The following is a 23,453-nucleotide window of genomic DNA, read 5'->3' as shown; positions in this document are numbered from 1 at the left end:
CCATAGCCATCGTCTTTCATCGGCATAGCCAAATATAACGAAAACGCATTAGACTTGTGTTTCTTATTACCGCATCATTGCACCATGATTCACAACGACACTGGAGTAACGCCATGCAAAAAATCATTATCGGCAGCCTGACCGCCCTCGCGCTCGCTATTAACGTTGCTAACGCCGAAACCCGCACCATTAAGATGGGCACCGTGGCGGGCCCTGAAACGGAAGTCATGGAAGTCGCTGCGCGCATTGCAAAAGAAGAGTTCGACCTGAATGTCGAAATCATCGAGTTCACTGACTACGTAACGCCGAACGCCGCCCTGGCCGATGGCAGCCTGGATGCCAACGCTTACCAGCACGAGCCCTACATGCAGGCGATGGTTAATGACCGCGGCTACGATTTCGCCATTGCCGGTTACACCTTCGTCTACCCTATCGGCGCTTACTCTGAAAAGTACGACAGTATTGATGAGCTGCCTGACGGCGCGCAAATCGCACTGCCCAACGACCCTTCTAACGAAGGTCGTGCACTGATTCTGATGCACAACGAAGGCCTGATCACGCTGAACGATCCGACCTTCCTGGAAGCCACGCCGATTGATATCGCGGAAAACCCGCGCGGTTTCCGCTTCCGTGAAATTGAAGCAGCTCAGCTTCCCCGCGTGCTTCCCGACGTAGATATGGCCTTCATCAACAACACCTTTGCTCAGCCAGCAGGCTTAAGCCTTGATGATGCACTGATCAAAGAAGGTCCCGAGTCCCCTTACGTGAACCTGATTGCCGTGCGTGGTGGCGATGAAGAGCGTGAAGAGATTCGCCAACTGGTAGATGCCTATCAGCGCGACGAAGTCATTGCAAAAGCCGAAGAGCTGTTCAAAGGCGCAGCGGTACCGGGCTGGATCGAAGAGTAATCTTTCTCACCGCTCGTTTAAGCACCACCTTAAGATAGTAGTATCAGGCCAGCCGAAAGGCTGGCCTGATGCGTTGGTTACCAAAGGAGAGGGTATGTCGACGATTAATTACACGCTGCTCAACCGCCAGCTCGAAGCCCTGCTGGATACCCGTGACTGGCTTACCAATAGCGCTCAAACCTGCGCATTTATTCAGCAGGAGCTGAGCGAGCTGAACTGGGTGGGGTTTTACCTTCAGCGTGAAGCACAGGTGCTCTGCCTTGGCCCTTTCCAAGGCAAGCCTGCCTGCCACCCCATCCCGTTTAGCAAAGGGGTATGTGGCGCTGCTGCACGCGAGCAAGCCACCCAAAGAGTCGACGATGTGCACGCCGTCGCAGACCACATCGCCTGCGATGCAAACTCAAACTCTGAACTGGTGGTGCCCATCGTGACAGATGGCTTTGTCTGGGGCGTGCTGGATATCGACAGCCCGCAACATGCACGCTTTAGCCAAGAAGACCAAGCCGGTATCGAGGCGCTTGTTGCCACGTTTATGCGCCAGACAGACCTACCCCGCTTTCTTTGATTCAAGGTCGCTTTGATTCAAGGCCGGGAAAGTCAGCCACGCATAAAAAAGCCCCGCTCATTGAGCGGGGCTTTAAGATTCTGGTAGGACCAGGCGGATTTGAACCGCCGACCTCCACGATGTCAACGTGGCGCTCTAACCAACTGAGCTATGGTCCTAAAAAGGTCTGCACATAAATGTATTGGTAGGACCAGGCGGATTTGAACCGCCGACCTCCACGATGTCAACGTGGCGCTCTAACCAACTGAGCTATGGTCCTGCTGTGCAACGGATGCGTATTCTACGGCTTCATAGCTGAATTGCAAGTAGTTTTTATGCCTGCACCGCTGACAACGAACCACCTAACTGCTTCTATAAATAATATCGACACTTATCAACCCTAACGGCTAAGCTGCACATAGATTAATAAAGATAGCCTGTTAAATAAGGAGGTAAGTTTTGCTAGGGCCTTTGCTAGGATGCATTGCCGTTTTATTGCTACTATCCACACTCATTGCTCGCGTCAAACTACGCTGGTGGTGGGTGCGTAGCTTTGAATTTCCTCGCCTGCAAATTGCCTCACTCGCAGGCATCTGCACGTTAGCCAGCTTAGTGCTGCTTGAACCAGGTCAATGGCAAACAGCAGCAGCGTCCATCTCACTGCTTGCTCTCCTGCTGCAGCTGCGTCATATCCTTCCGTGGACGCGCCTCTGGCCCGTGCAAGTGAAGCCATCAAACAAGGCTCCTAGCGACCAAAAAATCACGTTACTGATTGCCAATGTTCTGACTCCAAATCGTAAAGCCGATAACCTGATCAGCATGATTGAGCATTACCAGCCCGATATTGTGATCACGTTGGAGTCAGATCAATGGTGGCAGGAGCAACTAGATCAAGCATTAGAGGATAAGTGGTCACACAGCGTCAAAATCCCGCTGGATAATCTATACGGCATGCATATGTACTCGCGACTGGCGCTTAGCGAGACAGAGGTGAAGTGGCTGATCCAGGATGACATCCCTTCGATACACACCTTCGTCACTCTAAAAAGCGGCGATAAAATACGCTTATACGCCCTACATCCTCGCCCGCCAGCGCCCAGCGAAAGTGAGAAATCGCTTTGGCGAGACGCAGAACTGCTATTAGTGGGCAAAGAGATCCACCGACACCCTTCGCCTACGCTGGTGGCCGGGGATCTAAACGATGTTGCCTGGTCACGCACTACCCGTCGCTTTTGTCGCATCAGTGGCATGCTTGACCCTCGCCGCGGACGCGGTCTATTTAGCACGTTTCATGCCCACTACCCAGTGCTGCGCTGGCCGCTAGATCACGTTTTCGTAAGCGAGCACTTTACGCTGGATAGCATGCAGCGCTTAGACGCCTTTGGCTCTGACCATTTTCCTATTCTGGCCACTCTTTGCTACCGCCCCTCCCGCCAGAACGAGCACGACACGCCCGAAGCCAGCCAAGAGGAGCGTCAGGAAGCCAACGAAACTATTGAGAAAGGCAAAACAGAAAAACAGCAGACATAGCTATTTTACTATCGTTACAAACGGGGCTATTCAGGCACTCCTCCCTGCGTTAACACAGCAGGGTCGAGCAGCCGCTCGAGGGTAGCACGATCAAGCTCGGTCTCCTCCTCCGCCACGTCGATAATCGGCCGTCCAGCTTGGTAGGCTTTTTTAGCGATCGCGGCGGCGGCGTTATAACCAATCACGCCGTTAAGTGCGGTCACTAAAATCGGATTTCGCGCCAGCGGGCCCTGTAGGTTATCTTCTCGCACCTTAAACGTACCGATGGCACGTTCGGCCAAAAGCTTGGCGGTATTGCTCATCAACGTAATCGAGGTCAGGAGATTAGAGGCCACCAGCGGTAACATCACGTTCAGCTGAAAATTTCCACTCTGACCTGCCACCGTGATCGCTGTATCTAACCCCATGACCTGTGCCGCCGCCTGCGACGCCGACTCAGGAATTACCGGGTTTACTTTGCCTGGCATAATAGAACTGCCCGGCTGAAGCGCTTCAAGCTCAATTTCACCAAGCCCTGCAAGCGGCCCAGAATTCATCCAGCGCAGGTCGTTGGCAATCTTCATTACCACACAGGCTAAACCTTTCAACTGTCCGGATAACTCTACCGCAGCGTCTTGCGAAGCCAAGCTGGCAAAAAAGCTATCATTAGGGACGAAAGAGAGCCCCGTCTGCTGGCTAAGATCCTTCGCCATTAAATCAGCAAAGCCCTCTGGTGTATTAATTCCTGTTCCTACTGCGGTGCCGCCTTGGGCAAGGCGACATAGACGCGTCATCGCACTGTCAAAGCGCTCAATGGCTTGCGCCACCTGGCTAGACCATGCCCCTAACTCTTGATCCATACGCAGCGGCATAGCGTCCATCAGATGAGTACGCCCTGTTTTAACCACATGGCTTAGCTCATCCGCACGGCGGTCAATGGTCGCTTGCAGTGAGACTAATGCAGGCCTCAGTGACTCATTTACGGCGATAGCAGCGGAGAGATGAATCGCGGTGGGAATAACGTCGTTACTCGATTGCCCCATATTCACGTGGTCGTTGGGCGCTACCTCTACGCCATCACGGCTAGCTAACGTCGCTAGCACCTCATTCACGTTCATATTGGTCGACGTGCCTGACCCCGTCTGGAAGACATCAATGGGGAACTGGTCATCGAACTGGCCATCGATTACCGCCTGCGCAGCTTTTTCGATAGCCTTTGCCCGCTCAGCATCTAAAAGACCCAACTGGTGATTGCTACGGGCAGCCGCTAGCTTAATGCGTGCCACGGCATGGACAAATGCCAACGGCATTGGCGTGCCCGAGACAGGAAAATTGTTAATGGCACGCTGGGTTTGGGCACCGTAAAGCGCCGTTGCTGGCACTTCGAGCTCACCCATGCTATCCCGCTCAATACGCGTTTCCATGCTGTACTCCTGTTGAGTCGGTGGCATTAACGCTAACACCACTTCATTGATAACGATTCTCTCTTCACTTTAGCCTAGACGCCTCGGTAGATAAGGTAAACCTACTGGGCAACTTAAGAGGACGGTGCAAGGTTTATTTTGCTCAAATTGTTGCACTGCACAAAACGGCTTGCTATGCTGCAATGCAAGATAACCCAGATCAGTCACGGTGCATTCCTTAACTCGCCGTCGCTGATTAAAGAATCGTCTTGGGCTCACACTTAGCAGCCCACAGACCTTAGCAATGGCACAGGAGTGTTCACTATGCGTACTTTTAACACTAACGAAATGACCCAGCAGTTCGACAATCTGTTTATGGCTCCAGCACGCGCTTACATGAGCTTAAGCATTGATTACTCTGAAAAGCTGCTGAACGCTCAGCTAGACGCCAATAAAGCTTACGTCGATACCGGCATTGCACAAATGCGCCAGCTGATGAGCGTTAAAGACGCTGACGGCCTGCGTAGCTACATGGAAGGCCAGCAGAAAGTGGCAAAAGAACTGGCTGAGCGTGTAAAAGGCGACGCCGACAAAGTCGTATCGCTTCAGCAGGACTTTATGCAAAAGAGCCAGAAGCTGACTGAAGAGAATGTTAAGCAAGCCCAAGCGGCGGCTAGCAAAATGAGCAAAACTGCCTAATACGTTGCGATGACCGCCATCGCGGTCAATGCACGTCAATGTGGTTTGAAAACGCCCCTGCCAGTTAACTGGCAGGGGCGTTTTACCAATTAAGAGCGGACTTGACGAAGGGAATCGTCAGTTTCCGTTTGGCCGAGAGCGATGCTTGATCCAACGTCTCCAACGCTCGGCAGAGTTCACCAAGCTCTCTAGGGCCACGATGCATAATATAGCGGCCAACGTCATCAGGCAGCTGCATTCCACGCACATTGGCGCGCAGCTTCAGAGCCGCTAGGCGATCATTATCGTCCATCGGGTGTAAATGAAACGTCACCCCCCAAGCAAGACGAGACGCCAGGTCTGGCAGCACGACGTCTAAATGGCGCGGCGGCTTGTTTGCCGCAATCAGCAGCGCCTTACCCGCATCCCTCAAGCGATTAAACGCGTGAAACAGCGCCTCCTCCCAGCGCTTGCGCCCGATGACGTACTCCAAATCATCAATGGCCACCAAGTCAAGCCGTTCAATATCCTCTAGCATCAAAGGCGGGAAATGGCCTAAATCTGCCAACGGTAAGTAAAGTGCACGCCTGTCTTGATCAGACGCTGCGTGACAAGCTGCTTGCAAGAGATGACTACGCCCACTGCCCGGCGCACCCCAGAGATAAAGAAACGGCTCTGAGTCAGGCGCGAGCTGATGGCTTAAATGGTCTACCAAGGAGGCATTAGCGCTGGATGCATAGTAATTATTAAACGTAGCATCATCGCGCAACCCCACCCCCAGGGGTAGCTGTGCCGGTACTCGGCTCATGATGACTCCCTTTTGTCGTCGTGACCCAGCTCATCATGCTGTATTGGCTGTTCTAATGATTCTAACTGCGCATCATATAGCGCACTGTTTTTATAACGATCTTTTACTTCCCGCAGTAGCACCATAATCACCGCCGCCGCTGGAAGCGCCAACAAAACACCTGTTAAACCAAAAAGATGCCCCCCGGCCAATACGGCAAAAATCACCGCCACCGGGTGTAAGCCAATTTTATCGCCTAACAGCTTCGGCTGCAGCACGACGCTTTCCGCGACTTGACCCAAACCAAATACAGCTACGACGCCTAGCAGCGCCCACCACGTATCAAACTGAAATAGCGCCACGACAACGGCAATGACCAGCCCAACGATAAACCCCAAAAAAGGCACAATGCTCACTAGCCCTGAGAGCACACCAATCAGCAGGCCAAAGTTAAGCCCCAGCAACGTTAACCCGACCGCATAAATAACGCCCAGACACAACATCACTAACAGCTGGCCGCGCAAGAACGAGGCTAATACTTCATCACAGCGCCGCGCTAGGCGAAATGTATCGTCTGCCCACTGTCGCGGCACTAAGTTGCCCAGGTTGCTGAGCATATGGTTCCAGTCTAGCAGCAGATAAAACGTCACTACTGGAATCAACGCCACATAAGTCACCCAAGAGGCAAACGCCATTCCCGAGCGGCCAATTTGCCCTAAGGCCTGGGCGACATAGCTGCCCGCGTCACGCCAGTTTTCTACCAGGGTTTCCCGTACGTTACTTAGCTCGGCGGCAAGATCATACCCTGTCCACTCTTGCACTTGAGGTGCCAACACACCTTCTACCCAGTTGAGTACGCCTGGCAACGCCTCCCCCAATTGCTTAATCTGCTGAACCACCAATGGAATTAAAATCAGCAAACTCAATGCCAAGACAAGCGTCAAAACTAAAAATACACTGCTGACCGCCCAGGTGCGCTTCATTCCCAAGCGCTGGAAGTAGTTGGTCAACGGGTCAGCCAAATATGCCAATATCAACCCGGCAATAAAGGGCATCAAAACGGCATCAAGCAAATACACTGTGCCAACCAGCGCAAAAAGTAGCGCTATTCCCCACCATGAATTTCTCATTCCACGCTCCTTGCTGGATATACGGTCAGCGGTAATGCTTGAATAGTAACAAAAGTTGCCCACAGCGCACCTGATAACGCGTCACATCGATGCGACTTACGTCGCTGAGTGATACAATCGCAGCCCGTTATTGCTCCGGCACTGGCTTACTCGCCAGCACAATCGCATTGCAGCATTGCATAGGCTTCACAGGACCTGTCATGACCGAGACTTCTCCATCCCAGGCTACTCCCTCTATCAGCTACAAAGACGCAGGCGTCGACATTGATGCCGGCAACGCCCTTGTTGACCGCATCAAGCACGTTGCCAAGCGCACGTCACGCCCTGAAGTGATGGGTGGCCTTGGCGGTTTCGGCGCGCTGTGCGAGCTTCCCGCTGGTTACAAACAGCCCGTGCTTGTCTCAGGCACCGATGGCGTTGGCACCAAACTGCGCTTGGCGATGGATCTTGGCAAGCATGACACTATCGGCATCGACCTGGTAGCTATGTGTGTCAATGACTTGATTGTGGCTGGTGCTGAACCGCTGCTGTTCCTGGACTACTACGCCACCGGCAAACTGGATGTAGATATTGCCGCGGACGTGGTCACAGGCATTGGCGCAGGCTGCGAGCTGGCAGGCTGTGCGCTGGTAGGCGGCGAAACCGCTGAAATGCCCGGCATGTATGAAGGTAGCGACTACGACCTGGCTGGCTTTTGTGTAGGTGTTGTAGAGAAGTCCGAGATACTAGATGGCAGCAAGGTCGCCAAAGGCGATGTTCTGCTTGGTCTAGCCTCTTCTGGTCCTCACTCTAACGGCTACTCGTTGATTCGCAAAATCTTGGAAGTTAGCAACGCATCGCTTGAAGAAACCGTTGATGGTCAGTCTTTGGGTGATGCCTTAATGGCCCCCACACGCATTTACGTGAAGTCGCTGCTCTCGATGATGCGCGGTACCGATATTCCCGTGCACGCCCTGTCGCACATCACTGGCGGCGGTCTGTTGGAAAATATCCCCCGCGTTTTGCCAGACACCTTGGCAGCACACATTGATCTCACCAGCTGGCAGCGTCCTGAAGTGTTTAACTGGCTGCAGGCCAAAGGCAACGTCAACGAAACCGAAATGCACCGCGTGCTGAACTGCGGTATTGGCATGGTCATCGTGGTGCCCGCAGATCAGGCAGATAATGCCAAGGCACATCTTGAGGCTCAGGGCGAGACCGTTTACCAGATTGGCCAGATTATTCAGCGCCAGGACGAGGCGGTTGTCCTCGACCACGCCCAAGCGAGCCACAACGCATGAGCAGTACCGACTACAGCAGCGACACCCTAAACGGCATGACGCCTGATCCAGTGGGCGCACGCCGCGTGGTGGTATTGATCTCTGGCAGCGGTAGTAATCTACAGGCACTCATTGATGCTCAGCAGCATGACCGTCTAGGCGGTGAGATCGTCGCGGTGATCTCCAACGAGCCAGACGCTTATGGCTTGAAGCGTGCCCATGAAGCTGGCATTGAAGCGGTCGTACTTCCCCATCGTGAATACGACAGCCGCGACGCGTACGACGGCGCGCTGATCAAAGTGATTGAGCGTCACGAGCCGGACGTCATTATCCTGGCTGGCTTTATGCGCATTCTCACGCCGCGTTTCGTGCAGCGCTTCCTGGGGCGGATGCTCAACATTCACCCCTCCCTGCTGCCCGCTTATCAAGGCCTCAATACCCACGCCCGTGCGCTAGCCGACGGTGCCTCACACCACGGCTGCAGCGTACACTTCGTCACTGAAGAGTTAGATGGCGGCCCAGTGGTACTGCAAGCGGAGCTTCAGGTCAGCGCAGATGACACCGTAGAGACATTGAAAGAGAAGGTGCACGCGCGGGAGCATCTGATTTTCCCGATTGCGGTGCAGTGGTTCTTGGAAGGACGCCTGCAATATACCGCAGAGACTGCCACCATGGACGGGCACCCGCTTCCGCCGTACGGCATGCGCCTCTCACATGCTGATGCTGCCGAAGAGCTAGATGAAGAGATCGACGACGCCTGATTCCACAGCGCCGCTAAACAAAAAAGCCTTGCCGCAGCGATGCGGCAAGGCTTTTTTAGTAGCCAGGGCGTATTAGGTGCGCGGCAACGTCACGCCACGTTGGCCCATGTACTTACCGCCCCGATCTTTATAAGAGGTTTCACACACCTCATCCGACTCCAGGAAAAGCATCTGGGCGACACCTTCATGGGCATAGATCTTCGCGGGCAGGTTGGTAGTGTTGGAGAACTCCAGCGTCACGTGCCCTTCCCACTCAGGCTCCAGCGGCGTTACGTTGACGATAATACCGCAACGCGCGTAGGTAGACTTACCAAGACAAATGGTCAGCACATTGCGCGGGATGCGGAAATACTCCACCGTCCGCGCCAGCGCAAAGGAGTTTGGCGGAATAATACAGACATCGCCCTTCACGTCGACAAAGCTTTTTGCGTCGAAGGCTTTAGGGTCCACAATCGCCGAGTGAATGTTGGTAAACACCTTAAACTCATCGGCGCAGCGCACATCATAGCCATAGCTGGACGTGCCGTAGGAGATCACCCGCTGATCGTTCACATAGCGCACCTGCTCTGCCTCGAACGGCTCGATCATGGCATCGCTTTGCGCCATCCGGCGAATCCACTTGTCTGATTTAATGCTCATCGGTTACTTCATCACTCGCTAAAAGAAATCGTAGGGCCGCCGCTTTGGCTAGCACTGACAGACTGCGCCACTTTGCTGGCAATCTCGGCAAAGGTCCGGCTGACCGAGCTGTCGGGCTCGGAAATAACGCTTGGGCGTCCAGAATCAGCCAGCTCACGAATCGAGAGGGTCAGCGGTAAACGCCCTAGTACGGTAGTGTCGTATTCGTCAGCGATGCGATCCCCACCACCGGTGCCAAAAATCGCGGCTTCATGGCCACATTTTTCACAGTGGTACAGGCTCATGTTTTCCACCACGCCCAGCACCGGAACGTTCACTTTACGGAACATTTCAATGCCTTTACGGGCATCCAACAGCGCGATGTCCTGAGGAGTAGTGACAATCACAGCACCGGCCACCGGTACTTTTTGTGCCAGTGTCAGCTGTATATCACCCGTGCCTGGCGGCATATCAATCAACAGAAAATCCAAGTTGTCCCACTGCGTTTGGGTCAGCATTTGCTGAAACGCACCTACCACCATCGGGCCACGCCATACCATGGCATCTCGCGTATTCACCATGAATGCCATCGACATGGCTTGAATACCGTGAGCTTCCAACGGCAGAAACTTATTATCCGCAGCGGCCTGGGGGCGAACACCCTCTTTCACACCCAGCATTTGCGCTTGGCTAGGGCCATAGATATCCGCATCCAGAACGCCTACGCGATAGCCTTGGGCAGAAAGCGCCAGTGCTAAATTAACGGTAACGGTGGATTTACCCACACCGCCTTTACCGGATGCCACTGCCACAATATGTTTTACACCATCCATTAATGGCACTCCCGTTGTTTGCTTATCGTGAACATGGCGTGAATGATACTCCTCACCGACCTATTTCTAAACCAACAAACAAAAGCGGATGTGGGAAATCCCACATCCGCTCAAGGAGTCAGCCTCTCAGCAAAGGCATCGCACCAGGATTAATTGCTGCTTTGCTGACTTTCTTCACCTGCTTGGGCTTCTTCGCTATCTGAACTGTTCTCTTCGCTTGAACTGTCCTCACCTGAGTTTCCTTCCTGCTCGCCTGTCAGGTTAGGCACTTCGCCTGTCGCGGGGTCTTCAACATGAAGGCGTTCATCCAGCGTAGAAAGCTCATCACGCCACTCGCTTAGCTGCGTTTCTAAACGGCCCAGCTGCTCTTGACGCGACTCAATATCGCTTTCTACGTTGGCCACTTCTTCACGACCAATATCCAGCGCAACCATCAAGTCGTCCATTTCAGTGCGGACCTGATCCAGGCTCTGCTGCTCTTCTTCACGCAACTGAGATAGCGAGTCCACCTCAGACTGCAGCGAATCCCGTTCGCCCATCACGCTATCACGCTCTTCTTGGAGAGATTGCAGCCCACTCTCTTGATTAGCGATCTCTTCTTCAAGCGTGGCCAAGCGCTCGTTGGCATCACTGACCTGGGTCTCAAGCTCGCTGAGTTCAGTTTCCGCAGTGCCTAACTCTTCAACGGCTTGCTGACGCTGCTCTTCAGCCTCTTGACGCGCCGATTCAGCCTGCTGACGAGCATCCTCGGCACTCTGGCGAGCATCTTCAACTTGCTGCAATGAAGCCGCGGCCTCGTCACGCTCGCCCACTACTTGATCACGCTCTTCCCTAAGAGACTGCAGCTCGCTTTCGATGCTGGCCAGCTGCTCTTCCAGTGCGGTGACCTCTTGTTGAAGCGTCTCACGCTGGCTTTCCAGCTCTTCAAGACGCGACTGAACGCTGCTGACATCGCCCTGGGCAGACTCAAGGCTTGCAGCCGCCTCAGCTTGCTGCTGCTCTAAAGAGGCCATTTCCTCGCGCATGGCCGTCAAATCTGCCTCTGCCTGCTCGACTTCCGATAGGCGCTGGCTGAGCTGGGCGTTCTCTTGTTCGGTGCTGGCAAGCTGCCCTTCCAGTGTTTCAACACGTTCTTGGTGGGTGCCTGAATTAGATTGCGCCATAATGGCCCAAATCACAGCAATGGCGGCGATACCGGCAATCCCTTTGACCCGGTTATCCTGGAAGAGCGTTTTCATATCCGGCTTATGAGCTGGCGTGTTCGGGTCTGAATGGTTAACGTCTGACATGCTGCGTCCCTCTTTTCGCTTGGCTGCTGGTATCAGCAGCGTTAGTGACAAGTAGCACGATGGTGATCAAATCGTCGTTTTATGAATCTTATCGTTACTAGCATACACAGCGCGGCTCATAACGCCACCCGACATAACACTCAAAATACCTACCCGTTCGTTAAACGCGCATGCTTGCCATCAGAAAATCCCATCGTGGTGCCATGATCTGCCTCAAACCATGAAAGCGTTTGATGTAGCGACACAACGCTGCCAATAATCAATAAGGTAGGCGGCTTAATATCGCCGCTATAGAAGCCTTCAGGGAGTTCCTTGAGCGAGCCGACATGCGTGCGCTGCCGTTGCGTTGTTCCCTGCTCGATAAGCGCTAACGGAGTCGACTCGCTCAACCCATGCGCCATAAGCCCGTCACAAATTAAGCTCAGATTGCTGAGTCCCATATAAAACACGAGCGTCTGACCTGACTGGGCCAACGCAGGCCAGTCCAAACGCAGTTGTCCATGCTGAAGGTGCCCCGTCACAAACCGCACCGACTGCGCATGGTCACGATGGGTGAGCGGAATCCCCGCATAAGCGGCACAGCCAGAGGCAGCCGTAATGCCAGGAATAACTTCCACAGGGATATGCGCCGCCACGAGCGCTTCAAGCTCTTCCCCACCACGGCCAAAAATAAAAGGATCGCCGCCTTTTAAACGAATGACCTGCTTACCCTGCTTAGCCCACTCCACCAGCGATTGGTTGATCTCCTCTTGGGGCACGCTGTGAGAGGAGCGCGCTTTACCGACGTAATAGCGCTCAGACTCAGCAGGCAACAGTGCCAAAATTTCATCGCTGACCAAGCGGTCATACAGCACTACCTCTGCTTTCAATAGCCGCTTATACGCTTTCAACGTTAATAGGTCTGGGTCTCCAGGGCCTGCGCCAATCAAACTGACACGCCCTAGAGGATGCTGATGGGCCTCATGCGCTTCTGCCTCGGCATTAACCGTGTGTGATTGCTGCGTATCCAAAGCCACCACCAGTAGGAATAAAATCTAACGTTATTTCAGAAAAGAATTAAAAACGACATTCTCTCAACTATTCGCCATTTTCACGCTAATGCGGCAAAAAAGGAATATACAGAGGTTTTTTAATTACCAAAAAATATTAAAAAACGCGAAATTGTCAGTAAAAGCTTACATATTGTTTACGCTTTTACCGCTAATCTTCACGGCTAACTTACAACAGGCATAAAAATTGGAGATTCACGCATGCCCGTGAATGACGTATCCGTACCTCCTGTAGCCATTCCACAGAGTGCCGATAGCTTAGTGCCCCATATTCCCGGGGTCATTTTTCAGTTCTACCGCTCCCATAGTGGTCATATGAACTTCCCTTACCTTGAGGGTGGGGGCATCGCACTTGCTTATGTTGACAGACAGCAGCTCGCAAAAGACGCCAGTTTGCTGCTAGAGCAGCTCACCGGCAGTGATCACCCGAAAGTGATGTCAGCGATCGAACGTTCTGCACGCTGGATGCTGCCGCTCAATACGCGTTTTCGTCTCCCTTTTCCTAAAGAAAAACCGCATTGGATCGCCGTGAGCGCCAACCCTGAACCCATCGAATCTGGGGTACGCTGGAATGGTCTTATGCTGGATATTACGGACCAGGTCATTGAAGAGCAGCGGCTGCGCAAACTATGCGATACCGACCCGCTGACCAGCTTGCCCAATCGTCGCAAGCTGATGGTGCAGTTAACCCACCTAACGTCTCTTAGCACCCGCCATGGCACGCCGCTTTCCATCATGATGATCGACATCGATCACTTCAAACAGCTCAATGACCGTTGGGGCCATCTACAAGGGGATAGCGTCTTAAAACAGCTCGCTACCGTGACGCAGTCTCTGTTGCGCTGTGAAGATATGGTGGCTCGCCTGGGGGGTGAGGAGTTTATGGTAGTGCTGCCGCTTACCTCGCTGCAGCAATGCCATAAGCTTGCCGACCGCTTGCGTCAAACTATTGCAGAGCACGATTTCGGCATGGGCCAAGGCAATGTCACCCTGAGCATTGGCGTGGCAGAGTATCGCTGCGGTGAACCCATGGTGAGCCTGATTGAACGCGCCGATCGAGCGCTATATAGCGCAAAGGATGTTGGTCGGGACTGCGTCTGCCTTCTACCCTGAAGAGTGGATCTACCCATGAGGTGACACCATGACATCACTGGCTCATTGCGAATGCGAACCCTGTAGCGGCAATGCCATACCGCTCTCTTATGAGGCATGCCAACCTCATCTTAAGGCACTTCCAGAGTGGCAGATTACCGAGCACGATGGCATCATGAAGCTATCGAGACAGTTCACGTTTCGTAACTTTGCCGATGCGCTAGCGTTTAGCCAGCGGGTGGGCGATGTCGCAGAGCAGGCAGGCCACCACCCTGTATTGGTGACCGAATGGGGCAAAACCACCGTCACCTGGTGGTCCCATGAAATTCGCGGCCTGCATCTTAATGATTTCATTCTTGCCGCCAGAACCGACGAGGTAGCCGAATAAATGTTTGAGCAAATTGAGCGAGTCCCTGGAGACGCCATTCTCGGGCTGATCGAAGCTTTCAAAAAAGATACCAACCCGCAGAAAGTAGATCTTGGTGTTGGCGTATATCGCGACGCCGCTGGCAACACGCCGGTCATGCGTGCCGTCAAGGAAGCAGAAGCTCGCCTGCTCAAGAATGAAACCACCAAAACCTATATTGGTTCTCACGGTGCTCCAGCCTACGGCGAAGCCGTTCTTCCTATGGTACTGGGCGCCAACTCCCCAGTGCTGAGTGCTAAGCGCGCCAGCGCTACTCAATCGCCGGGCGGTACGGGCGCGCTGCGTCTGGCAGCTGATTTTGTGGCCAGCCAACTACCGGGTAAAGGCATTTGGGTCAGCGACCCAACTTGGCCGAACCACCACGGCATCTTCACCTCCGCTGGTATTGAGCTGCACAAGTACCCTTACGTCGATGCCGACAACCGCCTTGATTTTGATGGCATGCTGGCCGCGTTGAAAAAGATTCCAGAAGGCGATGTGGTAGTGCTGCACGCCTGCTGCCACAACCCGACGGGCTTTGATCTTTCTCAGCAGCAGTGGCAAGAAGTGATGGCGGTATTGAAAGAGCGCCAACTGCTGCCACTCATCGACTTTGCTTACCAAGGTTTCGGTGAAGGCCTCGACGAAGACGCCTATGGCGTTCGCCTGCTGGCCGAGAACCTGGATGAAGTGATCATCACCAGCTCCTGCTCTAAGAACTTTGGCATTTACTGCGAGCGTACAGGCTGTTTGATTCTGGTCGCCAAAGACGCTGAGCAGATGGAGAACGTTCGCTCGCAAGTGGCGATTGTGGCGCGTGAGAACTACTCCAACCCGCCTGCTCACGGCGGCGCGATTGTCAGCGAGATCCTTCACGACGCTGAACTCTCAGCGATGTGGCGCGAAGAGCTGACCGAAATGCGCGACCGTATTAATACGCTACGTCGTGACTTCGTTGATGCACTGAAGCCCTACGGCTTGGATGAGAAGTATGCCTGTGTTGCCGAGCAGCGCGGTATGTTCTCCTACACGGGCCTAACACCTGAACAGGTTGATCGTCTGCGCGATGAGTTTGGCATCTACATGGTGCGCTCTGGCCGCGCGAACGTAGCAGGCTTCTCCCATGAGAATCTACCCTACCTAGCCAAAGCGATTGCTGCTGTTAACGACTAACCAGCATCGTTTGACCCTCACGCCCAGGCAAATGCCTGGGCGTTTTTGTTAGTGACGAAATTCTGATGAAAAACCCATAACCTTATCAACCCCTTGGCCAAGGTTGTGTACAATTGCGCGTTCGCCGCCAGAGCCTGGGGCGCCCGTGCGGCGTCCGTTGCAAAGCAACGCTTGACCGATTAGTCAAACTTTCGGCACACTCAGCGTAGCCTTGTATACAACACACCATAACCAAGAGGCATAACATGGCGGCTGCCGGCACTCACTACCCCTGGTACAAAAAAGAAGACACCGACGCATTCTTTGCGCTCTTTCAAAACAATATCGCTAACTTCGTCATCATCGCGATTACGATGTTAGGCATGGGGTTTCCCACCTCGATTGTTTATGGCCAGGTGCTTCCCGGCGCGGCAGTGGCCGTGATGGCAGGTAACTTCTACTACGCCTGGAGCGCCGCTAGGTTAGCGCGTAAAGAGAACCGCAGCGACGTTACCGCCCTCTCCTACGGCATCTCTACCCCCGTCATGTTTGTGTTTCTATTTGGCGTCCTGTTACCTGCCAAACAGCTAACGGGGGATGCGGAGCTAGCCTGGAAAGTCGCCGTGGCAGCCTGCTTTATCAGCGGTGCCATTGAAGCGGTCATCAGCGTCATTGGCCGCTGGGTGCAATACCACCTGCCACGCGCCGCGATGCTCGGGGCGGTGGCTGGCGTCGCGCTGACGTTTATTGCCGGTGAGATGCTGTTCAAAACCCTGGAAATGCCGGTGGTCGGCCTGCTGGTGCTGGGTATTATTATTGTTGGCTTGGTGGCCCGGGTCAGCATGCCGTTCAAACTGCCCACGTCGCTGTTTGCCATCGTGGTCGGCACCGCCATGGCCTACCTAATCGGCGATGCAGGCAGCGAGCGCTTTAGCGATGCCTTCACCCACCTGGGTTTCTACCCATTGCTGCCCAACCTCGCCTGGTATGAGGGCCTTGGCCTGCTGTTTACCGGCATGCTGGCGGTACTGACGGTGGTGCTGCCGATTACGCTTTATAACGCCATTGAAACTATGAACAACGTAGAGGCAATGGAAGCCGCCGGCGATAAGTACGACGTGCGTGAATGCCAAGCGGTGGATGGTGCAGGCACCATGATCGGCGCGCTGTTTGGTGGCGTGTTCCCCACCACGGTCTATATCGCCACGGTGGGCGCGAAATGGATGGGGGCGGGTCGCGGTTACAGCCTGCTCAACGGTGCCGTCTACGCGTTGGCCACCATGTTCGGGCTGATTGCGGCACTGGCAGCCATTATTCCGGTTTCTGTCGTCGCCCCCATTCTGGTGTTTGTGGGCATGTCGATGATTGCTACAGCGTTTCAGGCCAACGATACCCGTTACTACCCCGCCATTGCGCTGGCGATGCTGCCCTACTTTGCCAACTATGTGATGACCCGCTTTAACCGAGGCGCAGGCGACGTTGTCAGCGACATCTCCAGCGCGATTGTGGTGATGGGGCAAGGCGCTATGTTTATGGCCATTTTCTTGGGTGCCATGACGGTGTCTGTGATTGATCACCAATTCCGACGGGCAGCCGCGTTTGCTGTGATAGCCGCGGGCTTCTCGTTTGTCGGCTTAATGCACGCGCCCAAACTCGCTTTTAACGCCGCGCCGGAATTTGTGATGGGCTACTTAGCCATGGCCTTACTGTTTGTGTACTTCTCTTTTCAAGAAGCACCCCATAAACGCTAAGTTAGCGTGACGCTCCCGCCTGCCGATGCGGGCGGGAGAGAATACGTTTCAGCACCACCCACGCCGTTAGGCCGGCCAGCAGGTTGCCAATCGCCGCGCCTGCGGCCAAGCCGGTCCAGCCAAAGAGCTGCGACCCAAGCCATAAACAAGGCAAGTAGCAGATAAATAGCCGTGCACTGGAAAGCAGCATTGCCCTAAGCGGCCACCCCAGCGCGTTACCCGCCGATACCACCAACATACAGACACCAAGTGCTGCATAGCTTGGCAGCATAAAGCGAATCAGCAGCGCGAGCTCACTCTGCACCTCTGGATTGCCCGCCAAGGCCATGGCCACCCACGGTGACGCTAGCGCCAGCAGCACGCCGAGACTGAGCTGCCAGATCACCGCCACTTTTAATGCTAGGCGCATAAGCTGTTGAATTTGCCCCCAATCTCCCGCGCCATAACAGCGCCCCAGCCAAGGGGGTAGTGACATAGTCATGGCAAGAATCACCATCAGAGATAGCGTCTCAAGCCGGCTCGCTAACCCCCACGCGGCTACCTGGGTGTCGCCTAAGCCCGCCACTGCGGCAATAGCAAGCATTGCCGCCAGCGGTGGCATCAATTGGCTGACCATCGCAGGCGCTGCAATACCTGTAAAAGGTCGCCATGAGCGCACTGCTTCTTGCCCAATATCAACCATCGTCGCCCACTGACAGCGACGCAATTTAGCCCCTGTTAGCAACAACCCAACGGAAAACGCCACGGCAGTCGCCCACGCGGCTCCCGGAAGTCCCCAGCCTTCCCAGCTACCCACTCCAAAAATAAACAGCGGGTCGAGCGCTAGGTTGATCAGACTACTGAGCACCATCATCTTGCCGGGCATACGTGTATCACCGTGGGCACGAAAGACGCTATACATAAAGTAGAGCAGCGCCCCCAGCCAAGCAGAAAATAGCTGAGGCCCCCAGTAGGCGCGAATATACGTTAGCGCTGTCTCATCCGCTCCCAGCAGTTGAAAGAGCGGCACCTGAAGCAGCCATAACACCACTGCTAACACGGCAATTACTGCCCCTCCAGCAATCAGCACCAAACTAGAGAGCCGCTTGGCTCTCGCCTGCTCTCCTGCTCCTAACGCTCTGGAAATCAGCGCGGCGATGGCAATGCCCATCCCCACCTGTATACCAATGATTAAAAACGACAGAGGAAAGGTAAACGACTGAGCCGCCAGCGGCGCAGTACCTAAACGTGCGATAAACGCACTGTCCACAAGCTGAAAACCCAATAGCGCCAGCACGCCAATGGCCATCGGCCACGTTTGACGCCATAGGGTTATCGCCAACTCGCGTTGTTGCATGACAGCTGCCAAAAACGGACTCCTTAGCCTCATGAATACCAGGGACGTTAAACGCAAAAACGCCACCACCCGTTAAGGTGGCGGCGTTCTTATAGACAATCGCTTACTGGCGAATGCCTTCAAACGTCACGTACAGCTCAACTTCGTGCATCACTTCCGGGAAATCGCTCATATCAATGCCGAAATCGCCGAGGGTCAGCATGGTGCTGCCTTCAAAACCGGCACGGTAATTACCCCAGGGGTCTTCACCTTCACCCATCATAGTAACCGGCATTTCGATCTCTTGAGTTTGGCCATGCAGCGTTAATTCACCCGTCACAACGCCTTCATTATCACCGGTAGACTCAAAGCCGGTAGACGTAAACGTTGCGGTAGGGAATTCGCTAGCATTCAAAAAATCACCGCTAAGGATATGACGGTCGCGCTCAGCATGATTACTGGTCAGGCTGTCAATTTGGACTTCCATCTCAACGGAAGAAGCATCCAGATCGTCAGCATCGTAAGAGAACTGACCGTCAAACTCTTCAAAGCTGCCCAGAATATAGGAGAAGCCCAGGTGATTAATTTTAAATTGTACAAAGGCATGCTGGCCTTCAATATCAATTTGGTAATCTGCTGCCTGTGCCTGGCTTAAAGGAACCAGCGCTGCTGCTGCTACGGCTGCTGCCATTACGCTTTTCTTCATCATTACGTCCATCTCCTTTCTTTCCTTTATGGGCACTGTCAGGTGTCAACACCTCACAGCGTTCAAAAAATTAGTGGGGCGTGTGACTGTGGCGAGGGTTGACCATACGTTTAAGTGTAGGGTGACGGTGCTTGAAGTGATGCACCAACGCAGCCAAGGCATGCCCGCCTGCCAACACCATTAACACGATTGCGCTGTACCAATGCACATCGCCCGCAAGGCTCGCTTGGTTAGGTAGCCCGTGCAATACAGCAGGCATTTCAAACCACCCAAACACGCTAATACCACGGCCATTTGCGGTAGAAATTAGATAGCCGGTGGTCAACACAAGAAGTAACAAAACATAGAGCGCGATATGACCTAGGTGGGCTGCAACACGCTCCAGGCGTCCGCCCTCCGCTTCTGGGGTTGGTTGCACCAAGCGCCACACCAAGCGGGCAAACGTCGCCAGTAATAATAGAATACCGATAGAACGATGAATCCAGGGCGCTTGGTTATACCACGGGTCATAGTAACCCAACCCTGTCATCCACCAGCCAAGTATAAAGAGGCCGATAATCGTCAGCGCGCTAAGCCAATGCAATAGAATACTAATGACACCCCAACCACGGCGTGTGTTCCGCAACATCCTTGATTCCCCGTATAAAAACCGCATCGCTAGCGGCTAACTGCCTTATATGAGTAAAAGCATACCGCTTCATTGAGCAAAACTCTGCTGAAAAAAGCAGAATACTTCGTTCGTAAAAACCATTGAATATTCAGCTAACGATGGATGTATTGACTCAAACCGAGATCGCCGTCTTCAACACCCATCATTCGATAAAAACGAAAGAAAAAGGCAATTTTAATCAATTTTACTATTTATTTAGCGCGCTTAATATTAGCGCACGTTCTGACACAACCTGTCATCACGACCTAAGACACCTTCATTTGTAATCGTTAAAAGAGAGTACCCATCATGAAAAAGTTAACCTTTATTTCTGCCATCGCCATGACCTTGACCTCTACCGCTGTGCTAGCCGAACAAGGTTCTGCTGAGCTGAATGAGATCGTTCATGCAAACTCGTCTGCCAACCCAAGCATTGAGAGTTTGCACATGTCTCCTGCCGACTTGACGCTTATCAACGGCGACGCTGCCAAAAACAGCGTCATCGAGCCTAGCTCTGAAGCGCATCACGCAAACAGCAACGACGACCAAATTGCGCAGTTCGACCTGCCGCATCGCAACGCCTCCTAAAACAGAGCGGCGCTGCTGCCCAACGCAGCAGCGCTGAGCGTCGTAGATGCCAAAAAACCCACCTCGCGGTGGGTTTTTTGTTGGCTTAAATCATAGAGACTTACTGAGCAGCCAGCGCATCCAGGCCACGTGCCAAGTCACGTTGAATGTCTTCCTGACTTTCAAGCCCAACGGCCACACGAATCAAACCAGGCGAAATGCCTGCGGCTTCTTTCTGTGCATCCGAAAGTCGCCCATGTGTGGTGGTGGCTGGATGAGTAATGGTGGTTTTCACATCACCTAAATTACCGGTAATCGAGAGCATGCGGGTGGCATCTATCACCTGCCAAGCGCCCTCTTGCCCACCTTTCACCTCAAAGCCCAGCACAGCGCCAAAGCCCTGCTGCTGCTGTTTGGCCAGCGCGTGCTGCGGATGAGCTTCCAACCCGCTGTAGTAAACGCGCGTCACGGCGGGATGCTGGTCAAGCCAATGGGCAAGCGTGAAAGCATTCTCACAGTGCGCTTTCATACGCAGCGAAAGGGTTTCTAACCCTTTAGTGAAAATCCACGCGTTAAACGGGCTCATGCAGGGGCCACAGGTACGCACCACACCAAAGACTTCTTCCAGCACATCATGTTTGCCCACCACCGCGCCGCCAACCGCGCGCCCCTGGCCATCCAGGTACTTCGTGGCGGAGTGAATCACCAAGTCCGCCCCCAGTGCGATCGGCTTTTGCAGTGCAGGCGTTAGAAAGCAGTTATCAATGGCCAATAGTGCGCCGCTACGCTTGGCGAGTGCCGCCAACGCAGCAATATCCGCCACTTCAGACAGCGGGTTTGACGGCGTTTCTGCAAACATCAGCTTGGTATTGGGGCTCATCGCCTCTTCCCAAGCCGCCATGTTAGAAAGCTCTACATAGCGGGTGGTAATACCAAACTTGCCGAGGTATTTATCAAACAGACTTACCGTAGAACCAAACAGCGAACGCGATGCAACGATCTCATCTCCCGATGACAGCAGCGCCAGTGCCGTCGACAAAATTGCCGCCATACCAGAGCTGGTTGCTACACAGCGCTCGCCGCCTTCGAGTGCCGCTAAGCGGCGCTCAAAGGTATGAACCGTCGGGTTGGTAAAGCGTGAATAGACGTTACCTGGCTCCTTGCCACCAAACTTGCGCGCCGCCTCAGCCGCACTTTCGTACACAAAGCTTGATGTGGGAAAAATGGGTTCCGAGTGCTCTTGCTCAAACGTGCGGTGATGACCCGCCCGAATCGCAAGCGTCTCAAGCGACCATTCATCCTGATGGCTGTCTTCGTGCATGTCAGAGCCCCTTATTCCAAACGCTATTTCAAAATGCTGATGCAAACACCCTATCGCTCATAGCGTATCTATCACGCCTGCGAGCCTTTCGGGCCGCAGGCGGATACTCGCTTAGTCGTCTAGGTCGTCGTCTTGATTATGCATGTCGACCAGCGCATGATCACCGGCACTTTGATCCTTGGCGGCATCGTTACGGCTGGCTTCTAAGACAGCCAGATAAGCGTCGTCGATATCGCCGGTCACATAGTTGCCATCAAAGACGGAACAGTCAAAGGCTTCCATTTCTGGATTCACTTCACGGCATGCGTCTTTTAGATCTTCGAGATCTTGATAGAAGATACGGTCAGCACCAATTAACTGCCCCACTTCTTCTTCAGTACGCCCATGAGCAATCAGCTCCGTGGCGGCTGGCATATCAATACCGTACACGTTGGGGTAGCGTACCGGCGGCGCAGCAGAAGCAAAATAGACCTTACGCGCACCGGCATCGCGAGCCATCTGAATAATTTGTTTGCAGGTGGTACCACGCACGATGGAGTCATCCACCAGCAGTACATTCTTACCCTTAAACTCAACATCAATGGCGTTCAGCTTTTGGCGTACTGATTTTTTACGCTGGGTTTGTCCCGGCATAATAAAGGTACGGCCAATGTAGCGGTTCTTCATGAACCCTTCGCGATAGGTCACCCCAAGGTGCTGGGCCATCTCCAGAGCGGAGGTCCGCGAGGTATCGGGAATAGGGATGACCACATCGATATCGTGGTCCGGCCACTCGCTTAAAATGCGGTCGCCCAGCTTACGGCCCATTTGCATCCGCGTGCCGTACACATAGGCACCGTCTAAGATGGAGTCAGGGCGAGCAAGGTAGACATGCTCAAAAATGCACGAACGCAGCTGCGGGCGATCAGCGCACACCTGGGTATGAATCTGGCCCTGCATATCAACGAAAATCGCTTCGCCCGGCGATAAATCACGCTCCAGCTCAAAGCCGCCGACATCCAGTGCCACGGATTCAGAAGCAATCATCACATCTTGGCCATCACCATCCTGGCGGGTACCAAACACCACCGGACGAATACCGTGCGGGTCACGGAAGGCCACCATACCAAACCCGTTAATGATCGCGACCGCCGCGTAGCCGCCTTTGCAGCGCCGGTGCACTCTACGAACTGCGTCGAAAATGTCTTCCGCTTCCAGATGAAGACCCTGCTTACCCAGCTCGTGGGCAAACACGTTGAGCAGCACTTCAGAATCTGAGCTGGTATTGATGTGGCGAAGGTCAGTGGAGAACAGCTCCTGCTTCAACTGCTCAGAGTTGGTTAGGTTGCCGTTGTGAGCCAGCGCGATACCGTAAGGCGAGTTAACGTAGAAAGGCTGTGATTCTGCCTCGCTGGAAGAGCCAGCAGTCGGGTAGCGAACGTGACCAATACCTAGATTGCCTTTCAAGCGCGCCATGTGACGAGTATGGAAGACGTCGCGCACTAAACCGTTACTCTTGCGCAGTAGGAAGCGTCCCTCGCTCCAAGTCATCATCCCGGCAGCGTCCTGGCCCCGATGCTGAAGTACGGTCAGGGCATCGTAGATTCCCTGATTTACCGCCTGCTTGGCCAGAAGGCCCACTATACCGCACATTCCAGTTACCTCGCTTTAATACCATGACTTACTGACGCAAGCCCGTACGTTCATCAAACTGACAAGCACTGGTGCTGGAAGCAGCACCAGCGGA

At 53.9% G+C, this 23,453-nt stretch carries 23 protein-coding genes and 2 tRNA genes; 11 read left to right on the top strand and 14 right to left on the bottom strand.

All coding sequences use genetic code 11. The annotated features are described in order from the left end of the window. Nucleotides 1-113 precede the first annotated feature (113 nt). Nucleotides 114-908, top strand: a complete 795-nt coding sequence (locus IEW65_RS15500) for a MetQ/NlpA family ABC transporter substrate-binding protein (RefSeq protein ID WP_188640349.1) — start codon at nucleotides 114-116, stop codon at nucleotides 906-908. 94 nt (nucleotides 909-1,002) lie between these two features. Then, complete coding sequence (locus tag IEW65_RS15495; protein WP_188640348.1) at nucleotides 1,003-1,473, top strand: GAF domain-containing protein; 471 nt, start codon at nucleotides 1,003-1,005, stop codon at nucleotides 1,471-1,473. Nucleotides 1,474-1,554: 81 nt separating this feature from the next. On the opposite strand, the gene IEW65_RS15490 is transcribed toward IEW65_RS15495, so the two are convergent. Continuing rightward, a tRNA-Val gene (locus IEW65_RS15490) sits at nucleotides 1,555-1,631 on the bottom strand. A gap of 24 nt (nucleotides 1,632-1,655) precedes the next feature. Further along, nucleotides 1,656-1,732 (bottom strand) — tRNA-Val (locus IEW65_RS15485). A 179-nt stretch (nucleotides 1,733-1,911) separates the two neighbouring features. On the opposite strand from IEW65_RS15485, the gene IEW65_RS15480 reads away from it, so the two are divergent. Further along, a complete protein-coding gene (locus IEW65_RS15480; RefSeq protein WP_188640347.1) occupies nucleotides 1,912-2,982 on the top strand; it encodes an endonuclease/exonuclease/phosphatase family protein in 1,071 nt (356 codons plus the stop codon). Between the two features lie 26 nt (nucleotides 2,983-3,008). Here the strand turns inward: IEW65_RS15480 and IEW65_RS15475 are convergent, their stop codons facing one another. Then, on the bottom strand, nucleotides 3,009-4,385 hold the full coding sequence (locus tag IEW65_RS15475) for a class II fumarate hydratase (RefSeq protein WP_188640346.1): 1,377 nt from the start codon (nucleotides 4,383-4,385) through the stop codon (nucleotides 3,009-3,011). A gap of 303 nt (nucleotides 4,386-4,688) precedes the next feature. Here IEW65_RS15475 and IEW65_RS15470 point away from each other — a divergent pair, with 303 nt between their 5' ends. Continuing rightward, a complete protein-coding gene (locus IEW65_RS15470; protein WP_188640345.1) occupies nucleotides 4,689-5,063 on the top strand; it encodes a phasin family protein in 375 nt (124 codons plus the stop codon). A gap of 82 nt (nucleotides 5,064-5,145) precedes the next feature. On the opposite strand, the gene hda is transcribed toward IEW65_RS15470, so the two are convergent. Next, nucleotides 5,146-5,850 carry a DnaA regulatory inactivator Hda gene (gene hda / locus IEW65_RS15465; protein ID WP_188640344.1) on the bottom strand — a complete coding sequence of 235 codons (705 nt, stop codon included), beginning with the start codon at nucleotides 5,848-5,850 and terminating at the stop codon, nucleotides 5,146-5,148. After that, nucleotides 5,847-6,959: an AI-2E family transporter gene (locus tag IEW65_RS15460; RefSeq protein WP_188640343.1), complete on the bottom strand. Its 1,113-nt coding sequence runs from the start codon at nucleotides 6,957-6,959 to the stop codon at nucleotides 5,847-5,849. The genes hda and IEW65_RS15460 overlap by 4 nt, the downstream gene beginning before the upstream one ends. Before the next feature lie 200 nt (nucleotides 6,960-7,159). On the opposite strand from IEW65_RS15460, the gene purM reads away from it, so the two are divergent. Together purM and purN are read left to right on the top strand one after the other, a co-directional pair. After that, nucleotides 7,160-8,239 carry a phosphoribosylformylglycinamidine cyclo-ligase gene (gene purM / locus IEW65_RS15455; protein ID WP_188640342.1) on the top strand — a complete coding sequence of 360 codons (1,080 nt, stop codon included), beginning with the start codon at nucleotides 7,160-7,162 and terminating at the stop codon, nucleotides 8,237-8,239. Continuing rightward, entirely contained in the window at nucleotides 8,236-8,979 is a 744-nt protein-coding gene (purN, locus tag IEW65_RS15450; protein ID WP_188640341.1) for a phosphoribosylglycinamide formyltransferase, read from the top strand. The genes purM and purN overlap by 4 nt, the downstream gene beginning before the upstream one ends. 72 nt (nucleotides 8,980-9,051) lie before the next feature. Here the strand turns inward: purN and dcd are convergent, their stop codons facing one another. The 4 genes from dcd to cobA all read right to left on the bottom strand — a co-directional run bounded on the left by dcd (nucleotide 9,052) and on the right by cobA (nucleotide 12,729). After that, the gene (gene dcd, locus IEW65_RS15445) at nucleotides 9,052-9,618 is read right to left on the bottom strand and encodes a dCTP deaminase (RefSeq protein WP_188640340.1); all 567 of its coding nucleotides are present in this window, start codon (nucleotides 9,616-9,618) and stop codon (nucleotides 9,052-9,054) included. A gap of 11 nt (nucleotides 9,619-9,629) precedes the next feature. After that, nucleotides 9,630-10,430 (bottom strand): iron-sulfur cluster carrier protein ApbC, encoded by an 801-nt coding sequence (gene apbC, locus IEW65_RS15440; RefSeq protein WP_188640339.1) that lies wholly within the window; start codon nucleotides 10,428-10,430, stop codon nucleotides 9,630-9,632. Between the two features lie 149 nt (nucleotides 10,431-10,579). After that, nucleotides 10,580-11,719 (bottom strand): coiled-coil domain-containing protein, encoded by a 1,140-nt coding sequence (locus tag IEW65_RS15435; RefSeq protein WP_188640338.1) that lies wholly within the window; start codon nucleotides 11,717-11,719, stop codon nucleotides 10,580-10,582. Between the two features lie 149 nt (nucleotides 11,720-11,868). Then, a complete protein-coding gene (gene cobA / locus IEW65_RS15430; RefSeq protein ID WP_188640337.1) occupies nucleotides 11,869-12,729 on the bottom strand; it encodes a uroporphyrinogen-III C-methyltransferase in 861 nt (286 codons plus the stop codon). 240 nt (nucleotides 12,730-12,969) lie between these two features. On the opposite strand from cobA, the gene IEW65_RS15425 reads away from it, so the two are divergent. From IEW65_RS15425 to IEW65_RS15410, 4 genes are all read left to right on the top strand, one after another. Next, nucleotides 12,970-13,881, top strand: a complete 912-nt coding sequence (locus IEW65_RS15425; RefSeq protein ID WP_188640336.1) for a GGDEF domain-containing protein — start codon at nucleotides 12,970-12,972, stop codon at nucleotides 13,879-13,881. 28 nt (nucleotides 13,882-13,909) lie between these two features. Beyond that, entirely contained in the window at nucleotides 13,910-14,248 is a 339-nt protein-coding gene (locus IEW65_RS15420) for a 4a-hydroxytetrahydrobiopterin dehydratase (RefSeq protein WP_188640335.1), read from the top strand. Continuing rightward, on the top strand, nucleotides 14,249-15,439 hold the full coding sequence (locus IEW65_RS15415; protein WP_188640334.1) for an amino acid aminotransferase: 1,191 nt from the start codon (nucleotides 14,249-14,251) through the stop codon (nucleotides 15,437-15,439). A 245-nt stretch (nucleotides 15,440-15,684) separates the two neighbouring features. Then, complete coding sequence (locus tag IEW65_RS15410; RefSeq protein WP_188640333.1) at nucleotides 15,685-17,169, top strand: NCS2 family permease; 1,485 nt, start codon at nucleotides 15,685-15,687, stop codon at nucleotides 17,167-17,169. A gap of 1 nt (nucleotide 17,170) precedes the next feature. On the opposite strand, the gene IEW65_RS15405 is transcribed toward IEW65_RS15410, so the two are convergent. From IEW65_RS15405 to IEW65_RS15395, 3 genes are all read right to left on the bottom strand, one after another. Continuing rightward, nucleotides 17,171-18,505, bottom strand: coding sequence for an MATE family efflux transporter (locus IEW65_RS15405; RefSeq protein ID WP_188640406.1), 1,335 nt, complete (start codon nucleotides 18,503-18,505; stop codon nucleotides 17,171-17,173). A gap of 103 nt (nucleotides 18,506-18,608) precedes the next feature. After that, nucleotides 18,609-19,193 carry a YceI family protein gene (locus IEW65_RS15400; protein WP_188640332.1) on the bottom strand — a complete coding sequence of 195 codons (585 nt, stop codon included), beginning with the start codon at nucleotides 19,191-19,193 and terminating at the stop codon, nucleotides 18,609-18,611. A 67-nt stretch (nucleotides 19,194-19,260) separates the two neighbouring features. Then, on the bottom strand, nucleotides 19,261-19,818 hold the full coding sequence (locus IEW65_RS15395) for a cytochrome b (RefSeq protein ID WP_188640331.1): 558 nt from the start codon (nucleotides 19,816-19,818) through the stop codon (nucleotides 19,261-19,263). A gap of 330 nt (nucleotides 19,819-20,148) precedes the next feature. Between IEW65_RS15395 and IEW65_RS15390 the strand changes: the two genes are divergently transcribed. Then, entirely contained in the window at nucleotides 20,149-20,427 is a 279-nt protein-coding gene (locus IEW65_RS15390; RefSeq protein ID WP_188640330.1) for a hypothetical protein, read from the top strand. A gap of 100 nt (nucleotides 20,428-20,527) precedes the next feature. On the opposite strand, the gene IEW65_RS15385 is transcribed toward IEW65_RS15390, so the two are convergent. Both IEW65_RS15385 and purF read right to left on the bottom strand, forming a co-directional pair. Beyond that, nucleotides 20,528-21,727 (bottom strand): O-succinylhomoserine sulfhydrylase, encoded by a 1,200-nt coding sequence (locus IEW65_RS15385; protein ID WP_188640329.1) that lies wholly within the window; start codon nucleotides 21,725-21,727, stop codon nucleotides 20,528-20,530. Between the two features lie 111 nt (nucleotides 21,728-21,838). After that, nucleotides 21,839-23,359: an amidophosphoribosyltransferase gene (gene purF / locus IEW65_RS15380; protein ID WP_188640328.1), complete on the bottom strand. Its 1,521-nt coding sequence runs from the start codon at nucleotides 23,357-23,359 to the stop codon at nucleotides 21,839-21,841. Between the last annotated feature and the right edge of the window lie 94 nt (nucleotides 23,360-23,453).

Origin of the sequence: Vreelandella lutescens (assembly GCF_014640815.1) — a bacterium.
Taxonomy (GTDB): domain Bacteria; phylum Pseudomonadota; class Gammaproteobacteria; order Pseudomonadales; family Halomonadaceae; genus Vreelandella; species Vreelandella lutescens.
The sequence above is the reverse complement of the archived record's forward strand: the minus strand, read 5'-3'. Positions and strand labels throughout refer to the sequence as shown.

Bases quoted from the DNA above. Each gene is read 5' to 3' on its own strand.
- purM (WP_188640342.1), top strand. From the start codon at position 7,160: ATGACCGAGACTTCTCCATCCCAGGCTACTCCCTCTATCAGCTACAAA.
- IEW65_RS15385 (WP_188640329.1), bottom strand. From the start codon at position 21,727: ATGCACGAAGACAGCCATCAGGATGAATGGTCGCTTGAGACGCTTGCG.
- hda (WP_188640344.1), bottom strand. From the start codon at position 5,850: ATGAGCCGAGTACCGGCACAGCTACCCCTGGGGGTGGGGTTGCGCGAT.
- apbC (WP_188640339.1), bottom strand. From the start codon at position 10,430: ATGGATGGTGTAAAACATATTGTGGCAGTGGCATCCGGTAAAGGCGGT.
- IEW65_RS15425 (WP_188640336.1), top strand. From the start codon at position 12,970: ATGCCCGTGAATGACGTATCCGTACCTCCTGTAGCCATTCCACAGAGT.
- IEW65_RS15400 (WP_188640332.1), bottom strand. From the start codon at position 19,193: ATGATGAAGAAAAGCGTAATGGCAGCAGCCGTAGCAGCAGCAGCGCTG.
- IEW65_RS15470 (WP_188640345.1), top strand. From the start codon at position 4,689: ATGCGTACTTTTAACACTAACGAAATGACCCAGCAGTTCGACAATCTG.
- purN (WP_188640341.1), top strand. From the start codon at position 8,236: ATGAGCAGTACCGACTACAGCAGCGACACCCTAAACGGCATGACGCCT.
- IEW65_RS15475 (WP_188640346.1), bottom strand. From the start codon at position 4,385: ATGGAAACGCGTATTGAGCGGGATAGCATGGGTGAGCTCGAAGTGCCA.
- IEW65_RS15390 (WP_188640330.1), top strand. From the start codon at position 20,149: ATGAAAAAGTTAACCTTTATTTCTGCCATCGCCATGACCTTGACCTCT.
- purF (WP_188640328.1), bottom strand. From the start codon at position 23,359: ATGTGCGGTATAGTGGGCCTTCTGGCCAAGCAGGCGGTAAATCAGGGA.
- IEW65_RS15420 (WP_188640335.1), top strand. From the start codon at position 13,910: ATGACATCACTGGCTCATTGCGAATGCGAACCCTGTAGCGGCAATGCC.
- IEW65_RS15495 (WP_188640348.1), top strand. From the start codon at position 1,003: ATGTCGACGATTAATTACACGCTGCTCAACCGCCAGCTCGAAGCCCTG.
- IEW65_RS15410 (WP_188640333.1), top strand. From the start codon at position 15,685: ATGGCGGCTGCCGGCACTCACTACCCCTGGTACAAAAAAGAAGACACC.
- IEW65_RS15395 (WP_188640331.1), bottom strand. From the start codon at position 19,818: ATGTTGCGGAACACACGCCGTGGTTGGGGTGTCATTAGTATTCTATTG.
- dcd (WP_188640340.1), bottom strand. From the start codon at position 9,618: ATGAGCATTAAATCAGACAAGTGGATTCGCCGGATGGCGCAAAGCGAT.
- IEW65_RS15460 (WP_188640343.1), bottom strand. From the start codon at position 6,959: ATGAGAAATTCATGGTGGGGAATAGCGCTACTTTTTGCGCTGGTTGGC.
- IEW65_RS15415 (WP_188640334.1), top strand. From the start codon at position 14,249: ATGTTTGAGCAAATTGAGCGAGTCCCTGGAGACGCCATTCTCGGGCTG.
- IEW65_RS15435 (WP_188640338.1), bottom strand. From the start codon at position 11,719: ATGTCAGACGTTAACCATTCAGACCCGAACACGCCAGCTCATAAGCCG.
- IEW65_RS15500 (WP_188640349.1), top strand. From the start codon at position 114: ATGCAAAAAATCATTATCGGCAGCCTGACCGCCCTCGCGCTCGCTATT.
- IEW65_RS15405 (WP_188640406.1), bottom strand. From the start codon at position 18,505: ATGCAACAACGCGAGTTGGCGATAACCCTATGGCGTCAAACGTGGCCG.